This window comes from Dactylosporangium sp. NPDC005572 (assembly GCF_040605515.1).
Classification (GTDB): Bacteria; Actinomycetota; Actinomycetes; order Mycobacteriales; family Micromonosporaceae; genus Dactylosporangium.
Map to the genome: position 1 here is coordinate 13,251 of NZ_JBEXCY010000033.1, position 14,999 is coordinate 28,249.

At 72.0% G+C, this 14,999-nt stretch carries 15 protein-coding genes; all 15 read right to left on the reverse strand.

Annotation, left to right across the window (positions count from 1 at the left end):
* Positions 1-76: 76 nt before the first annotated feature.
* The 15 genes from ABZS66_RS18675 to ABZS66_RS18745 all read right to left on the reverse strand — a co-directional run bounded on the left by ABZS66_RS18675 (position 77) and on the right by ABZS66_RS18745 (position 14,999).
* Complete coding sequence (locus tag ABZS66_RS18675; RefSeq protein WP_238011646.1) at positions 77-697, reverse strand: XRE family transcriptional regulator; 621 nt, start codon at positions 695-697, stop codon at positions 77-79.
* A gap of 4 nt (positions 698-701) precedes the next feature.
* Entirely contained in the window at positions 702-1,826 is a 1,125-nt protein-coding gene (locus ABZS66_RS18680; RefSeq protein WP_354759129.1) for an FAD-dependent oxidoreductase, read from the reverse strand.
* Between the two features lie 6 nt (positions 1,827-1,832).
* The gene (locus tag ABZS66_RS18685; RefSeq protein ID WP_238011648.1) at positions 1,833-3,155 is read right to left on the reverse strand and encodes an FMN-binding glutamate synthase family protein; all 1,323 of its coding nucleotides are present in this window, start codon (positions 3,153-3,155) and stop codon (positions 1,833-1,835) included.
* A gap of 13 nt (positions 3,156-3,168) precedes the next feature.
* A complete protein-coding gene (locus ABZS66_RS18690) occupies positions 3,169-3,852 on the reverse strand; it encodes a hypothetical protein (RefSeq protein WP_354759131.1) in 684 nt (227 codons plus the stop codon).
* Complete coding sequence (locus ABZS66_RS18695; RefSeq protein WP_354759133.1) at positions 3,840-4,715, reverse strand: hypothetical protein; 876 nt, start codon at positions 4,713-4,715, stop codon at positions 3,840-3,842. The genes ABZS66_RS18690 and ABZS66_RS18695 overlap by 13 nt, the downstream gene beginning before the upstream one ends.
* A gap of 23 nt (positions 4,716-4,738) precedes the next feature.
* The gene (gene glnT / locus ABZS66_RS18700) at positions 4,739-6,067 is read right to left on the reverse strand and encodes a type III glutamate--ammonia ligase (protein WP_354759135.1); all 1,329 of its coding nucleotides are present in this window, start codon (positions 6,065-6,067) and stop codon (positions 4,739-4,741) included.
* A 168-nt stretch (positions 6,068-6,235) separates the two neighbouring features.
* Positions 6,236-7,771 (reverse strand): hypothetical protein, encoded by a 1,536-nt coding sequence (locus ABZS66_RS18705; RefSeq protein ID WP_354759137.1) that lies wholly within the window; start codon positions 7,769-7,771, stop codon positions 6,236-6,238.
* A gap of 21 nt (positions 7,772-7,792) precedes the next feature.
* Complete coding sequence (locus ABZS66_RS18710; protein WP_354759139.1) at positions 7,793-8,728, reverse strand: Gfo/Idh/MocA family oxidoreductase; 936 nt, start codon at positions 8,726-8,728, stop codon at positions 7,793-7,795.
* Positions 8,719-9,495 carry an amidohydrolase family protein gene (locus tag ABZS66_RS18715; RefSeq protein WP_354759141.1) on the reverse strand — a complete coding sequence of 259 codons (777 nt, stop codon included), beginning with the start codon at positions 9,493-9,495 and terminating at the stop codon, positions 8,719-8,721. The genes ABZS66_RS18710 and ABZS66_RS18715 overlap by 10 nt, the downstream gene beginning before the upstream one ends.
* Positions 9,488-10,228, reverse strand: a complete 741-nt coding sequence (locus tag ABZS66_RS18720; RefSeq protein ID WP_354759143.1) for an isochorismatase family cysteine hydrolase — start codon at positions 10,226-10,228, stop codon at positions 9,488-9,490. The genes ABZS66_RS18715 and ABZS66_RS18720 overlap by 8 nt, the downstream gene beginning before the upstream one ends.
* Positions 10,222-11,103, reverse strand: coding sequence for an NAD(P)-dependent oxidoreductase (locus tag ABZS66_RS18725; RefSeq protein WP_354759145.1), 882 nt, complete (start codon positions 11,101-11,103; stop codon positions 10,222-10,224). Before ABZS66_RS18725 ends, ABZS66_RS18720 begins: the two co-directional genes overlap by 7 nt.
* Positions 11,100-12,143: an ABC transporter ATP-binding protein gene (locus tag ABZS66_RS18730; RefSeq protein WP_354759147.1), complete on the reverse strand. Its 1,044-nt coding sequence runs from the start codon at positions 12,141-12,143 to the stop codon at positions 11,100-11,102. Before ABZS66_RS18730 ends, ABZS66_RS18725 begins: the two co-directional genes overlap by 4 nt.
* Positions 12,140-13,150, reverse strand: a complete 1,011-nt coding sequence (locus ABZS66_RS18735) for an ABC transporter ATP-binding protein (RefSeq protein ID WP_354759149.1) — start codon at positions 13,148-13,150, stop codon at positions 12,140-12,142. Before ABZS66_RS18735 ends, ABZS66_RS18730 begins: the two co-directional genes overlap by 4 nt.
* Positions 13,147-14,010: an ABC transporter permease gene (locus ABZS66_RS18740; protein WP_354759151.1), complete on the reverse strand. Its 864-nt coding sequence runs from the start codon at positions 14,008-14,010 to the stop codon at positions 13,147-13,149. Before ABZS66_RS18740 ends, ABZS66_RS18735 begins: the two co-directional genes overlap by 4 nt.
* The gene (locus ABZS66_RS18745) at positions 14,007-14,999 is read right to left on the reverse strand and encodes an ABC transporter permease (RefSeq protein ID WP_354759153.1); all 993 of its coding nucleotides are present in this window, start codon (positions 14,997-14,999) and stop codon (positions 14,007-14,009) included. Before ABZS66_RS18745 ends, ABZS66_RS18740 begins: the two co-directional genes overlap by 4 nt.

A 14,999-nucleotide genomic window follows, 5' to 3' on the forward strand; every position in this document is an offset into this window, starting at 1 on the left:
CCGGTGACCCGCAATATTGCTGATCGATTTCCCGCGGTATCGGACTGCGAAAATCACTGCCGCGTGCGTGGGCCGGTCAGCCGTCGCGGTCCTGGTCCCGGTAGCCGGTGATCGACAGGAACCGGATCGGCAGCTCGACCAGCTGCGACGGCCCGTGGGGCCCCGCCCCGTCGAACTGCAGCGCGTCCCCCGGCCGCATCGTGTACCGGGTGTCGCCGTAGCCGTACACCATCACGCCCTCCAGCATGTAGAGGAACTCGGTGCCCGGGTGCTGGAAGAGCGGGAAGACCTCGCTGGAGTCGGTGAGCGTGACGAGCACCGGCTCCATCCGCTTGTGGACCCCGCGCAGGCCGCCGAGCAGGAGGTAGTGGTGCCCGACCCGGGTCCCGCGCCGGACGATCTCGGCCCCGCTGCCGGCCGGGGTGAAGACCGCCTCCAGCTCGGTGTCGACGCCCCGGAAGAGCGCGGTCACCGGGATCCCCAGGCCGCCGGCGAGCCGGCCGAGGGTGGTCAGGCTGCATGAGGTCTGCGCGTTCTCGATCTTCGACAGCATCGCCTTGGAGAGCCCGATCTTGCCGGCGAGCTGGGCGATCGACAGTCCGGCCGCCTGCCGGTACTCGCGGACCCGGAGCGCGATCGTCTGCTCCAGCGCCCCCTCGGCGAAGGCTGCCGGATCCGCGTCGTCGGTATCGCGCATGTGATCAGGATAGTGACGCCGGCGCACCGTGCGCGGCCAGCGTGAACCTGGGGTCGAACGGCGCCTTCCCCATCGCCAGATCCGCCGCGATCTCCCCGATCAGCGGCGCGAACTTGGCCCCGTGCCCCGAACACGGCGAGCACACGACCACGTCACCCGCCCGATCCAGCACGAAGTCCTCGTTCGCCGTCTTGGTGTAGAGGCAGCTGGTCTCCGCGAACGGCTCCGGCACGAGCCCCGGCAAGCGGCGCCGTACGTAGTCGGTCACCCGCGCGCGACTGGCCGGCGAGACCACGCCGTCGCGCGAGTCCGCGGTGGTCACCGACCCGTCCGCGTGCTCGGCCACCTTGACCGCTCCGCCCGGCCCGCCGTCCCGCCCGCCCGGCAACCCGTAGGTGGCCGTGTCGTCGCCCTTGTACACGAAGATCGGCCACTCCGCGGTCGGGTCCCGCCGGGGAAAGTGGAAGGCCTGCTGCTGCGTCACGGTCAGCTCCGGCAGGGGCGTCAACCCGCCGAGCAGGTCGGACATCCAGGCCCCGGCCGCCACGACCACCCGCCCGGCGACCTGGCTGCCGCCCGTGGCCAGGTGCAGCCGCACACCAGCGCCCGCCAGCGGCTCGATCCGCCGCACCGGCGTGCTCGCGGACGCCGGCACCCCGGCCCGCGCGGCCTCCGACATCATCGAACGCACCGCCAGATCGGCGTCGACAACACCCGCCTCCGGGTGATACGTCACCGGCCCGTCGAACGCGAACCCGGGCCAGCGCCGTGACGCCTCCGACGCGGGCATCAGCTCGTGCGGCACGCCGGCCTCGGCGAGCCGCGCCGCGATCGCCGCCGGATCGCGGCGCCGCCCGAAGTCCAGGCCACCAGTCGTGCGCAGCACGGGTGCCCCCGAGGCCAGCTCCAGCTCCCGCCACAGCTCCCCCGCCAGCCCGGTCATCCGGAGGTACAGCGGATCCGGGTAGGCCCGCCGGTAGATCCGCGCCGAACCGTGCGAGCTGCCCGCCGGGTGCCCGAACTCCCGCGCCTCGAAGAGCGCCGCCGACACCCCGCGACGGCCCAACGCCCAGGCCGTCGCCGCCCCCATCAGCCCGGCGCCGATCACCGCCACCTCGACCGCGGACACCGCACCTCACCGACCTTCCGGGAGGCCGGGGATCCAGTCGGTGCCGGCCAGCGGCACCCGGGCCATGGCGGCGGACTCCACGGTGAGCGCGACGAGGTCTTCCGGTTCCAGATGGTGTACGTCGGACTTGCCGCAGGCGCGGGCCAGCATGGTGGTCTCCATGGTCAACGCGCGCAGGTAGTTGGCGACGCGGCGGCCGCCCTCGACCGGGTCGAGGCGCTCCGTCAGCGCCGGGTCCTGGGTGGCGATGCCGACCGGGCAGCCGCCGGTGTGGCAGGCGGTGCACGATCCGGCGGCGGTCGCCAGCGACAGGTAGCCGGGGCGGGCGTCGAGCCGGGTGCCGCCGGGGCCGTCGTACTCGGTGTCGTTGCAGCCCAGCGCGATGAGCGCGCCGACCCCGATCGACACGGCGTCGGCGCCGAGGGCGAGGGCCTTGGCGACGTCGGCGCCCGAGCGGATACCGCCGGAGACGATCAGTTTGACGTCCGGGTTGCCCTCGATGGCGTCGGAGGCCTGGCGGACCGCGGCGAGCGTCGGGATGCCGGTGTGCTCGATGAAGACGTCCTGGGTGGCGCCGGTGCCGCCCTGCATGCCGTCGACGACCACCACGTCGGCGCCGGCCGCGACGGCCAGGCGGACGTCGTGGAAGGTCCGGGTGGCGCCGACCTTGACGTAGATCGGGACCCGCCAGTCGGTCGCCTCGCGCAGCTCCTCGATCTTGATGCGCAGATCGTCGGGGCCGGTCCAGTCCGGGTGCCGGCTGGCCGAGCGCTGGTCGACGCCCTCGGGCAGGGTACGCATGGCGGCGACCCGCTCGCCCACCTTCTGGCCCAGGAGCATCCCCCCGCCGCCGGGCTTCGCACCCTGCCCGAGGACGATCTCGACGGCGTCCGCCGCCCGCAGGTCGTCCGGATTGAATCCGTACCGCGACGGCAGGCACTGGTACACCAGGGTCTTGGAGCTCTTGCGCTCCTCGGGGGTCATGCCGCCGTCACCGGTGGTGGTGGAGGTGCCGACCTCGGAGGCGGCGCGGCCGAGTGCCTCCTTCGCCTGCGCGGAGAGCGAGCCGAAGGACATGCCGGCGATGGTGATCGGAATGTCGAGGACGACGGGCTCCCGGGCGTTCCTGGCGCCGAGCACGGTGCGGGTCTCGCAGCGCTCCCGGTAGCCCTCCAGCGGGTACCGGGAGGCGCTCGCGGTGAGCAGGAGCAGGTCGTCGAAGCTGGGCACGGCGCGGCGGGCGCCCATCCCGCGGATCGCGTAGCGGCCGAGGCGGGCCCGCTCCCGGATGTCGGCCTGCACGCCCGGGGAGAAGGTGTGGTTGTCCAACGGGGCCTCCCGGTCAGTACGCGTCGTGCGCATGGGTGTCGAAGTGGTAGAGCTGGCGGGCCGACGCCACCCGGGTGACGTTCTCCGGATCGATGTGGTCGAAGCCGCAGCGGGCGGCCAGTTCGCGCACCCGGGCGACGTCGGTCTCGGTCAGCTCCTCGACCCGGGCGTCGGTGCCGAGGCTGCGGATCTTCCCGGCCACGTAGATGACCGCCTCGTAGAGGGAGTCGCCGAGGTGGGCGCCGGCGTCGCCGCCGATCAGGACGGTGCCGGCCTGGGCGAGGAAGGCGCAGTACGGCCCGACGTCGCCACCGACGGCGAGGGTGCCGCCCTTGAGCGAGATCGCGGCACGCAGTGAGGCGTCGCCGTCGACCACGACCGTGCCGCCGTGTGCGCAGGACGCGGCGCTCTGACTGGCGTCACCTTTGACATGCACCAGACCGGACATCAGGTTCTCGCCGGCGCCCCAGCCCGCCGGTCCGTTGACGATCACCGTGGCGCGCTTGCCGAGGCCGCCGGCGTAGTACCCGGCCGCGCCGTCGATCGTGACGGTGACGTCGGCGTCGAGGCCGACGGCGAGGTTGTGCCGGCCCATCGGGTTCGCCAGCCGGACCGCGGCACCGTCCGTCAGTTCGCGGAGGGTGCGGTTCGCTTCCCGTACCGGCGAACGGTCGAGGTCGACGGTCAGCGTGTCCACGAGTAGACCTCCTCCGGCTGGGGTTCGAAGACGCGGGCGGTTTCGATGCCGGGCAGCGCGGCGAGCGCGCGGTACTCGGAGGCCATCGCGACCCAGCGGTCGGTCTCGGCGATCAGGGCCGGCTTGCAGGCGACGGCGTCGCGCACCACCGCGAAGCTGTCGGCGGTCGAGACGAGCAGGGTGTAGAAACCGTCGAAGCGCTCGCAGAGCAGCCGCAGCGCCTTCTCCACGTCGTCGCCCTGGCTGAGCCGGTGGGCGAGGAACCGGGCGCCGACCTCGGAGTCGTTGTCGCTGTCGAAGGTGACGCCGTCGCCGATCAGCTCGCGGCGGATCGTGGCGTGGTTGGCGAATGAGCCGTTGTGCACGAGGCAGACGCCGTCCTCGACGGAGAACGGGTGGCAGCCCTCGGGCGTGACGGCGGACTCGGTCGCCATCCGGGTGTGCGCGACGGCCTGGTAGCCGGTGATCGAGTCCAGGCCGAAGCGATCGGCCACGGCCATCGGATGACCGACGCCCTTGAGCACGGCGAGACCGGGGCCGCGACCGGCGATCAGCGCATGCGGCAGGGCCGCCCGGACCTGCGCGGCCAGCAGCGCCGTCGGGATCGCGGCGCTGAGGAGCACCACTCCCCCGCGTTCGACCGCCGTCACGCCCTGGACGGCCGCCTGCGCCTCCGCGACCGTCGTGCCCAGCAGGGCGACGGTGGCGCGGCCCTGCGGGGCGAGGGTGTCGTCGCCGTAGACGGCGATGCCGGCCGAGTCGGGGCCGCGCTCCGAGACCTGGTGGAGCATGCCGCGCAGCAGCGCGCCGAGCCGGGGCTGCAGCACGTCGTCGCGCAGGTGCAGGCCGACGATTCCGCACATGTCGGTACCTCCTTCGGTGCGTGCTAGACGGCGGTCAGGTACCGGTTGGTCTCCCAGCCGGTGACGGTGTTGTGCCAGACGAGGAACTCGTCGCGCTTGCGGTCGGCGAAGTAGCCGGCGACGCCGGGACCGGCGGCGTCGAGGGCGCGCTGCACGATCGGGTCGGCGTGCAGCGCGTCGACGGCGTGCAGGAGCGTGATCGGCAGCGGGACGGCGCCGGCCGGGTGCTGCCCGGGGCCGGACGGGTCGCCGGGATCGACCTTGCGCTCCATGCCGTCGAGGCCGGCGGTGAGCAGGGCGGCGATGGCCAGGTACGGGTTGGCGGAGCCGTCGCCGCCGCGCACCTCGATGCGGTTGCGGTCGGGGACGCGGATCAGGTGGGTGCGATCGTTGCCGCCGTAGCTGGCCCGGTTCGGCGCCCAGGTGGCACCGGAGTTGGTGGAGACGGCGCCGCGCCGCTTGTAGGAGTTGACGGTCGGCGCGAGCACCGACAGCAGGCCCGGCGCGTGCTCCAGGACCCCGCCGACGAAGTAGTACGCCAGCTCGGAGAGCCCGAGACCGCGCTGGTCGGCGTCGTCCGGAAAGAGCGGTTCGGCCCCGGACCACAGTGACATGTGCAGGTGCAGGCCGTTGCCGGTACGGTCGGTGAACGGCTTCGGCATGAAGGTGGCGAGCATGCCGCGCTGCTCTGCCAGCATCTGGATCAGATAGCGGGCGGTGATCACCCGATCGGCGGTGGTGAGCGCGTCGGCGAACGTGAAGTTCTGCTCGAACTGGCCGTTCGCGTCTTCGTGGTCGTTGGCGTAGTTGCCCCAGCCGAGGCCGTTCATGGCGGTGGAGACCGCGGTGAGGTGGTCGTACATGCGGGTCACGCCGCGAGCGTCGTAGCAGGGCTGGGCGGCCCGGTCGTCGGCGTCGGCGGTGCGCAGGCCACCGCTCACGTCCCGGTTGAGCAGGAAGTACTCGATCTCGGCGCCGACATGCGCGGCGTAGCCCTTCTCCCGCAGGTCGGCGAGGACGGCCTGGAGGATGACGCGTGGCGCGTAGGGCCACGGGCTGCCCTCGACGTGCGGGTCGCAGTGCACCATGGCGAGCCCGTCGCGCAGGAACGGCAGCGCGGCGAAGCTGGCCGGGTCGGGAATCGCCATGATGTCGGGGTCGCAGGGCTGCTGGCCGAGCGCGCCCGCGGCATAGCCGGCGAAACCGACACCCTCGGTGGCGAGCGCCTCCAGCGCCTCGACCGGCACCAGCTTGGCGCACGGCTTGCCGTCGAGGTCGACGAAGGTCGCCAGGATGAATCGGGTCTGGTGCTGGTCTGTGAGGCCTTTCAGCGCTTCGTACCGGTCCGCCACGGCAACCCACCTCTGTCCACTACGGGGAACCCTAGTTGAACAGAAGTAGACCCGGCGATTGTTGCCTTGCCGTACAGGTGTTGTGTCACATCGGTTTCGCCGGTCCGCGTGACCGGTGGCGGCTGTCGCCGTGCCCCGCCCAGAACGCCTGGGCGGGGCACGGCCGGTTCAGCGGGCCGAGACGGCACCCGCGCTGTTGATCATCATGAGCTTGAGCTGGCCGCCGTCCATGTACGTCTGCGCGGGCGTCAGGTACCCGTCGCTGGAGGTGGCGGTCGCCCGGTTGAACATCTCCTGGAAGTGCGGGATGTACCCGGTCTCGCTACGGAAGTTCGTCAGCGTCGCGGTCGACTCCGTCCAGTGGTACATGTTGGTCTTCCACTTCGGGAAGTAGTAGCCGGGCACATCCGGCTCGCCGGGATCCCGCGTCGGGGAGACCAGCCAGTCGTCCACGCCGTCGCCGTCGACGTCGGCGATGTCCCAGAGGAACTGGTCCTTGATGGCGTAGCGGTCGGTCGTCGCGCCGGGATCGGAGATGTGCAGGTACCAGTGCCCGCCGCTGTAGACGTTGTACGCGATCCGGGACGTGCCCCCGGTACGGACGAACGGATTCGCCGGGTACGACACCCGGTTCTCGTACTTGTTGCCGTCGCTGTTGTCGTGTGCGTACGAGTAGAACCGGTCGTCGATCGTGTTGCCGCCGAGACTGTAGACCGAGACGTGCCGTTCGATGCCGCCCCACGGGTCGCGGCTCATCGTGCCGGAGAGCCGGTCCAGGTACAGGGAATAGTTGCTGGTACCGGAGACCAGCACCACCTTGTCGGCGTTGCCGGGGTCGACGGCGACGACGCCGTAGTTACGCCCGGCGATGTCCGTACGGCCACCGGTCAGGTAGGGCCGGTCGGCGGCGAGCTGGCTCGCGCTCAACGCCCCGACCGCATACTGCACGACCCGTCCCGACGTCCAGAACACGAGCCGCTGCTGCCCCGACACGCTGGTGATGAGCCCGTTGGCAACGTGGGAGTTGGTGATGTACTTCGTCCCGGTCGGGTAGGTGTTCAGCTGCGCGTTGGTGTACGTGCCGTCGTACGACGACGTCGACGGGAAGTAGAGCGCCCCGTCCGTGGTGAACGAGGTGCCGTTGAAGCCGAAGAACCAGGAGGTGCCGGCATAGTACGGCGACACCGCGATCTTGCTCGTCGTGCCGCCCCACAGCACACCCATCTCGGTCCACTGGCGGGTCGGGTAGATCGTGCTGCCGAAGTTCCAGCAGAGGTCGGTGAGCGGCGACAGGGGCGTCTGCCGCACCCCGGTCCGTCCACTGTAGAAGTACAGCGTCGTGGTCTGCTCCGGGGTGGTGCCACACATGTTGCCGGTCAGTGCGGAAACCACGACGAACACGTCGGGCCATCCGTCGCCGTCGTAGTCGAACCCACCGTACGGGCCGTATCCGGTGGTGCTCGCCGTCCACAGCTGAGTGCCGGACTGGTCGACGGCGCGCAGCGTGCCGCCGGTGAGCTCGAATCCGACGGCGCTGACCGTCGTGCTGCCGGTCACCTTGTTGACCGGCAGCACCGTGCCGCCGGAGAGGACGATGACATTGCCTACTGCGGGCGGGTTCGCCGCCGCCGGTGCCGCGCCGGCCAGGCCGGCGGCTGCTGCCACCACGAGACAGGTTGAGAAATGGAAGACGAGTCGGCGCATACGAACTCCTTGTCTTCTCGGTTACGAGGCGTGCTCCAAGGCGTCAAGCACCCGCATCGCCGGCAGCACGTCTGCCACCGTGCAGCGCGGGGTGCGACCCTCGGCGACGGCGGCGAGGAAATCAGCGTCCTGCGCCTCGATCGCCGCGTCCTGGGTGGCCGCCACACCGGCCGAGTCGACGATGACGCCGTCGGGCCCGTAGAGGCGGCCGTCATTGATGTGCAACGTCTGGTCCTCCGCGATCAGCACGTAGTCGCTGACCGGTTCGCGGGAGTGGTAGGACAACGACAGCGTGGCCATGTCACCGGACGGGGTGACGAGCACCGCGCCGACGTCCATCGGGCCGCCGCTGCCGGGCCAGTCCGGGCCGCAGCCGCCGTACACCTTGGCCTCGGTCGCGTCGAGCAGCCACAGTGCCGTGTCCGCGAGGTGCGCACCTTGGTGCCAGAGCACGCTGTCGGTCCAGTCCCGGGTCCGCCCGGTCCAGCCGACGTTGCTCTGCCGCAGCTGCAGCGAGCGGGCGATGATGTGGCGCAGCCGCAGCTCCCCGCGCTCCACACGGGCGCGGACCTCCAGGTGCGGCGCCCAGAACCGCAGCGTGTGGCCCATCGCCACGTGCCGGCCGGTCTCCGCGGCGACCTGCGCCACCAGTTCGGCCTCCGCGAGCGAGACACCGGCCGGGATCTCGCACAGAACGTGCTTGCCGGCACGCAGCGCGGCGACGCTCAACGCGGCGTGTACCGGGCTCGGCGCGGCGACGATGATCGCGTCGATCTCGTCGTCCGCCAGCAGCCCGTCGGTGTCCACATAGGAGCGGGGAATGTCGTGCTCGGCCGAGAACTCGGCGTTCTCCTCGGGTTTCGGGCCCGCCACCGCGACGATCCGGCCACCGGCGGCCCGGACCGCCCGGGCGTGACAGGCGCCGATCGCGCCCGGGCCGAGGATTCCTACACCCATGATGGCCTCCCGAGGATCGTGGCGGCGCTGCGGCCGAGCACCCGGTCCCGCTCGTCCGGACCGAGGAACGTCATGTGGTCGGTCACGTGCGCGACGGCGGCGGCGTAGTCGGCGTCCGTACCGCCGGCCCGGTTCCAGTCGCCGCTCCACATGAGACGGTCGGCACCGAAGGCGGCCAGGCACATCCGCAGGTACGGTACGGCGTCCGGGTAGGGGTACGGGGTGGCGGCGTTGAGGAAGAAGCCCGACCACGAGGCCGACGTGTTCGGCCGCTCGGCCAGCCGCCGGAACCGCCGGAACCCGGGGTACGGTGCGGGGTCGTCGGCGAACCGCAGCCAGCCGAGATGCTCCAGCCGGAAGTGCACGCCCGGGTGGTGGTCCACCACGTCGAGGAACGTGTCGTCGACGACGTCGGTGAACGGGCCGGTGACGCTCGCCGTCAGGCCGTGCGCGTCCATCGCCTTCCAGACGTCGCCACGCACCCGCGCCGGCAGGCGGACCCCGCCGAGCACACCTCGCCGCGCCAGCCCGTCGATCCGCCCCGGTGCCGCGGGGTCGTCCGGGTCTACCAGCCCGATCCCGGTGAACACCTCGGGATCCTCCTGGACGACCCGCTCCAGGTAGGCGTTGTCGGCATTGCCGAGGTACTGCACGAGCACGGCCCGGTCGATGCCGCACCGGCGCATGCTGTCCCGGTAGTCCTCGACCGGACGGTACTTGGTGAGGCCGACGTGGACGTGACAGTCGACGATCCCCGGCTCACCCATCGCCGGGCACCAGGCGGGCACAGGATGCGATGAACTCCTCCGACGTGGCCGTGTACCCGACGTTCGACTCGATGTACCGGATCGCCAGCAGGTTGGCGAGCTCGCCCTCGCGGGTCTCCGGGTACTCGAAGGTGCGCACACAGTCGCGCAGCACGATGACGCGGTACCCGCGGTACATCGCCTCGGTGACCGTGTTGCCGAGGCAGATCCGGCTGTCGAAGCCGACCACCACGAGATCCTTGACGTCGCGTGCCCGCAGCGTGGAGTCCAGCGTGGTCTCGTAGAAGCCGCTGTACATCTGCTTGCGGATCAGCGGCTCGCCCGGGCCGGGCGCGACGACGTCGGAGTAGACCAGGACGTCGTTGGGCTCCCGCCAGGCTTCCAGCACGTCCACGTCGCACGTACGCATGGAGAGGTTGCGCCACTCGGTGCTCTCGGCGAGGCCGGGCGAGAGGTGGTTGGTGACGTGGACGACCGGCAGGCCGGCCCGGCGGGCGGCGTCACGGGCCGGCACGATGTGCTCGCGGACGATCCGCCTGATCACCGGGTCGGGCGTATAGATGCCGGTCCGCCCCTCCCCCGCGTCGTCATCGTCGTCGAAGCCGCGGCCGTACGCGTCGACGATGAGAAAGCCGGTGCGCGCCGGGTCCAGCTCCAACTGCTCCTCGGCGTGGCCGAGCGGATTGTCGAAGGACGGGTGGAGCCGGTAGTACCGGCCGGGCAGGGTCAGCATGATTGCGTGCCTCTACTGTTCCTGGTCGTCGTGATGAGGGCCTGCGTGCCGCGGTCGCCGCCGAGCGCGTCGACGACCGCCTGGCACAGCGCGTACACCTGGGCCGTTCCCGGCAGCTCGCGGGCGTCGCCGACCTCGTCGAGGGCCAGCCGGAGGTCCTTGGCCAGGTGCGCCACCTTGAACCCGGGCTCCAGGTCGCCCGCGGCGAGGCGGGTCCAGGCGAAGTCGAGCAGCGGCGAGCCGGCCACCCCGACCCGCAGGGACTCCAGCACCCGGTCGGGCTCCAGCCCGGCCGCCTCGGCCGCGGCGAACGCCTCGCAGATGCCCTGCGTCACGTTGGCCACCAGCGCCTGGTTGACCAGCTTGGCCGCCTGGCCGCTGCCGGCGGGGCCGTGGTGCACCACGGTCGTGCCGAGCACGGCGAGGAGCGGCTGGATCCGGGCGAGCGCGCCGGCGTCGCCCCCCACGAAGATGGACAGCGTGCCGCCGCGCGCCCCGGCCGGGCCTCCGCTCACCGGAGCGTCCAGTACCGCGGCGAGCGGCCCGCCGGCGGCGAGCTCCGCCAGGCGGCGGGCCAGCCCGGGCGACGAGGTGGACATGTCGATCGCGATCGTGCCGGGCGCGGCGGCGGCGAGAATGCCGTCCGGCGCCTCGTACGCCGCCGCCACGTCCTGCGGGTACGACAGCATCGTGACGACCACGTCCCGGTCCCGGGCCGCCCCGGCGACGGAGCCGGCCCACTCGGCGCCGAGGGCGAGCAGCGGCTCCGCCTTGGCGCGGGTCCGGTTGTGCACGCCGACCTGGTGCCCGGCCTCGATCAGGCGGGCCGCCATCGGCGCCCCCATCAGGCCCGTACCGATCCAGCCGATCCTCATACCACTCCTCCCGCAACTCCTTCGGCGACGGTGTCCGCGTCGATGGTCCGGTCGTCGGGCGGCGTGTCCCCGAAGTGGCAGGCGGCGAGGCCGCCGCCGGTGACCGGGCGCAGCAGCGGCCGCTCCTGCGTGCACCTGGCCGGCCGGTCCAGCTCCCGCCACAGCTGGCAGCGCGGTGCGAAGTGGCAGCCCGTCGGGACCGGCTCGGAGTCGGAGATCTCGCCGCGGATCACGTCGCGGGTGAGGCCACCGCCGGGGCGGAAGGCCGGTATCGAACCGACCAGCGCCCGCGTGTACGGGTGCACCGGGTTCTCCAGCAGCGTCCGCCGCGGCCCGATCTCGACCAGCCGGCCGAGGTACAGCACAGCGATCCGCTCGCACAGGAAGTACACCGCACGCAGGTCGTGGCTGATGAACAGCATCGAGAGCCCCAGGTCCCGGCGCAGGTCGGCGAAGAGGTTCAGCACCTGGGCCTGCACCGAGACGTCCAGCGCCGACACCGGCTCGTCGGCCACCACGAGCGCCGGCTCGAGGGCCAGCGCCCGGGCGATGCCGATGCGCTGCCGCTGCCCGCCGCTGAATTGCTGCGGGTACCGGTCGAGCATCTCCGGGCTGAGCCCGACCCGCCGCATGAGGTCACCGATGCGCGCATCGAGCTCCCGGCCCGACGCCAGGCCGTGGATCTGGAAACCGTCGGCGAGGACCGACCGCACGGTACGCCGGGGATTGAACGCGCCCTGGGTGTTCTGGAAGATCATCTGGACGTCGCGGCGGTACTGCAGCAGCCCCCGGCCCGCAAGCCGGCGCACGTCCTGCCCGCGCACCTCGACGCGGCCCGCGGTCGGCTCCTCGAGCCGGACGATGAGCCGGCCGATCGTCGTCTTGCCGGAGCCGCTCTCGCCGACCAGGCCCAGCGCCTCGCCGGGGTGCACGTCGAAGGAGACGTCGTCGACCGCCCGGACGACCGGCCGGGAGCCGCCGACGCCACGCCCGTGGAACTCCTTCACCAGCCCTTTCACCGACAGCAGCGGCTCGGTCATGCGTCCTCCGCTTCGCTGAAGTGGCAGCGGCTGCGCCGGCCGTCGGCGACGGACACGAGCGGCGGCGCCTTCGAGGTGCACTCGGACGGGTTGCCCATCGACGCGCGCAGCGCGCACCGCTCGGCGAACCGGCAACCGGCGGGCCAGGCCCGCGGATCCGGCGGCGAGCCCGGGATCGTGGTGAGCCGTTCGGGTGGCTCGCCACCGAGCGGCGGCACGGCGGCCAGCAGCGCCCGGGTGTACGGGTGGGCCGGCGCGGTGCACACGTCGACGACGGGGCCCGACTCGACGATCTGGCCGGCGTACATGACGAGCACCCGGTCGCAGATCTCCGCCACGGTGGTCATGTCGTGCGTGACGAACAGGATGCTGGTGCCCGACTGCTCCCGCACGTCGAGCAGGAGCCGCAGGATCTGCGCCTGGATGGTGACGTCCAGCGCGGTGGTCGGCTCGTCGGCGATGAGCAGGTCCGGTCCGAGCTGTACGCCCATCGCGACCGCGACCCGTTGCTGCATCCCGCCGGACAGCTCGTGCGGGAAGCGGCGCGCCTGGTCCGCCGGGCGGGGCAGGCCGACCCGGCCGAGGATGTCGAGGATCCGGCCCCGCCGCTCGGCGCGCGGCAGTTCGGGCAGGTGCGCGGAGAGCCCTTCCCCGACCTGTACGCCGATGCGGGCCACCGGGTTGAGTGCGGCACCGGCGTCGGACGGGATGAGCGCCATCTGCCGGCCGCGCAGGCTCGCCAGCTCCCGCCGGCCGGCATCGCGCAGTTCCTTGCCGCGCAGGCGTACCGAGCCGGCGACGATCCGGCCGGGCCGGGGTACGAGACCGAGCAGCGCGAGCATCGTCACGCTCTTGCCGCTGCCCGACTCGCCGACCATGCCGACGATCTCGCCCGGCCGTACGTTCAGATCGACGCCGTCGACGGCGCGCGCGACGCCGCCACCGAGGGAGAACTCCACCGTCAGGCCGCTGACCTCCAGCACGGCCGCGGCGCCGGCGGCGGTCACGACACTCTCCGCTCGTCGAGCCGGTCGCGCAGCGCGTCGGAGAGGAGGTTGATGGCGAACACCGCGACCACGATCGGCACGCTGGCGACGAGCGCGAGCTCGGGATGGGACAGCATGAACTCGCGGCTCTCCGCCAGGCGCGATCCCCACGACGCCTGCGGCGGCTGCACGCCGAGCCCGAGGAAGCCCAGCGCCGCCTCGTCGAGGATGGCGAACCCGAGCAGCACGGTCGTCTGCACCAGGACCAGCGGCGTCAGGCCGGTCAGGATGTCGGTGCGGATGACGCGGAGCCGGGACGCGCCGAGCACCCGGGCCGCGTCGACGTAGGGCCGGGACCGGATGCCCACCACGGCCGAGCGGACGAGCCGGGTGTAGAACGGCCAGTACGAGAGTCCCAGCGCGAGCACGGTCGTGGTCAGCGAGGCGCCGAAGAGCCCGACCACCCCGATCGCGACCAGCAGCGAGGGGATCGCGAAGAACAGGTCGACGATCCGGGTGACGACCAGGTCCAGCCAGCCGCCGAGAAATCCGGTCAGCACGCCGAGCGGGATCGCGATGGCCGAGGCGATGGCGACGGCGCCGAGCGCGATGAGTGCGGTGGAGCGGGCGCCGTGCGCGATGCGGCTGGCGACGTCGCGGCCGAGCTCGTCGGTGCCCAGCCAGTGTGCCGCGCCCGGCCCGGCGAACCGGTTGTCGATATTGATGGCGTACGGGTCCTTGCCGACCAGCCACGGCCCGAGCAGGATCGTGACCACCACCAGCAGGCCGAGCGCGGCGCCGACGACGGTCCGCAATGGCGCCCGGCGGCGTACCGCGACCCGGGGCTGCTCGACGAGGATCGCTGCGGCCGGGGCCGTCATGACAGCCGCACCCGGGGATCGAGCAGGCCCTGTGCCAGCTCGCCGGCCAGATTGACCACGATGAACAGGGCGCCGTAGATGAGGACCAGCGCCTGCACCATCGCGTAGTCCCGTTCGGTGACCGCGCCGACCACCAACCGGCCCATGCCGGGCCAGTTGAACAGCGCCTCCACCACGATCGAGCCGGCGATCAGCGAGGCGATCGTCAAGCCGAGCGCCGCGACCAGCGAGGGCAGCGCGTTGCGCAGCACGTATCCGATGGAGATCTTCCTTTGTGCCAGGCCCTTCGCGCGGGCGAACGGAACGAACGGCTCCTGGGCGACCTCGACCACCGCGGACCTGGTCAGCCTGGCCAGGTACGGACTGATCGCGAGGCCGAGCGTCAACGCCGGCAGCAGGGTCAGCCGCAGGCTCTGCGCCGGGTCGTCGGCGAACGGCACGTAGCCCTGCGACGGCACCAGCCGCAGCTTCAGCGCCAGCAGCAGCATGAGGAGCGAGCCCAGGAAGAACGCCGGCACCGCGAGGCCGAACAGCGTCGCGGACGTGATCATCGAGTCGAGCCGCGAGCCGGGGCGCATGCCGGCGGCGACGCCGGCCGGGATCGCGATCAGCAGTGTCACCAGGAGCGCGGCGCCGGCCAGCTGCAGGGTGGCCGGGATGCGATCCACGATGATCGTGCTGATCGGCATCTGGGAGCGGAAGGAGACGCCGAGATCGCCGCGGACCATCCCGGTCAGCCAGTCCCCGTACTGGTTGAGCAGCGGGCGATCCAGGCCGAAGCGTTCGCGCAGCTGGGCCACCACCGTGGGATTGCTGTTCACGCCGAGCATCGCGGTGATGGGGTCGCCCGGAATCAGCCGGACGTAGCCGAACGAGAGCACGGAGAGCCCGAAGAGCAAAGGAACCGCGAGCAGGATCCTTCGTATCGCGTACCGGAGCATCGCCCCCTCCTCCCAGGGATCGGTGGTGCCGGCGCCGGTGCCGGTCAC